Genomic DNA, 1,322 nt, shown 5'->3' with positions numbered 1-1,322 from the left:
CCGGTTCCAGCGCCGCCAGCATCGCCGCCGCCTCGTCCAGACGCTGTTTGCCGATCAGCCACTCCGTCCAGGCCTGGCGCACGCGGATGCCGTTGGCGCTGTTGGCGGGAATACGCGGCAGCCATTGCCGATACGCCCGCTGCAGCAGCGCGTCACCCTCGTTCCTGCCCAGCCGGGTCAGCAACAGGCCCAGCTGCAACGCCGCATCCAGCGTATCGGGATGATCGGCGCCGATCACCGCCTCGCGCGTGGCCAGCACCGTGCGGTAGTCGGCCTCGGCACGGCGCAGGTCGCCGGTCCCCACCGCCAGCTGCGCCGCCGTTTCCAGTACCAGCGAATAGCCGTAGCTGTCTTTGCCCTGCACCGCGACCGTCAGCCGCAGCGCTTCATCCAGATAAGGCCGCGCGCGGACATACTCACCCTTGCGGATCAGCGTGGCGGCCAGCCGGTTGTTCTCGCTGGACACATACACACTGTGTTCGCCGAAAATCTTCGGTGCCCGCGCCAGGTTGGCCTCGAACAGCATCACCGCCTCCGCCAGCCTGCCGCTGTCGGCCACGGCCAGGCTGCGCTCGGTATGGCTGCCCCAGTAGTCGAACGACATCGGTCCAAACAGGCGCTCGAACATCGGTGTGGAACGGTCGAACATGGCCAGCGCGGCGGCCAGGTCGCCCTTGCGCCGGTAGAGCATGCCCAGGTTGTCCTGCAGCACGCCGATGAACTGCTCCCGCCGGCCGGCCTCATGCCGTTGCAGGGCCTGTTTGAACGCCGCTTCGGCCTCGTCATAGCGCTGCTCGGACAGCAACGCCAGTCCCAGCGAGTTGCAGGACTGCGCAATCCGGAAGCTGTCCGGCGCGCCCTCGCCCAGCAGCGCCAGCGAACGGCGCGCCAGACGCTCACCCTCCTTGCCGAAGCGATCGGCCGAATAGGTGCTGGAGGCCATATTCAGACTCTGCGCGGCCAGATCGATGTTCTTTGCGCCACCGGCCTGCGCCAGTGCTTCGGCAGCGGCCTCCATCAGTGGCCGGGCCCTGCTGGAATCCCCCAGATTCTTGTAAGCCAGCCCGATCACCGCCTTCAGCCGCGCGCGTACTTCCGGTGCGGTATCCAGATCGGTGTCCACCTGCACGGCGGCCCGGTCCAGCACCTCCCTGGCGCTGATCGTTTCTCCGCCCCGCAGTCCCTTCTCGCGCGGATCGGCCGCCTGGAACATGGACACCAGAAAGCCGCTGACCTGTTCGGCGACCATGGCCTCGCGCTCGGCCTCGGCCCGGGCCTGGCCCAACCGCCAGACAAACCCGGCCGCCAGCAGCAGCCCTGCC

General features: G+C 68.2%; 1 protein-coding gene. It reads right to left on the bottom strand.

What is annotated here, in order from left to right; genetic code table 11:
• Positions 1 to 1,322 (bottom strand): tetratricopeptide repeat protein (locus JCM9942_RS16155; protein WP_157723000.1); only part of this gene is annotated, 1,322 nt, incomplete at both ends.

It is taken from the genome of Stenotrophomonas pictorum JCM 9942, from assembly GCF_001310775.1.
Classification (GTDB): domain Bacteria; phylum Pseudomonadota; class Gammaproteobacteria; order Xanthomonadales; family Xanthomonadaceae; genus Stenotrophomonas; species Stenotrophomonas pictorum.
Note: the sequence above shows the minus strand (reverse complement) of the source record. Positions and strands in the feature narration are given on the sequence as shown.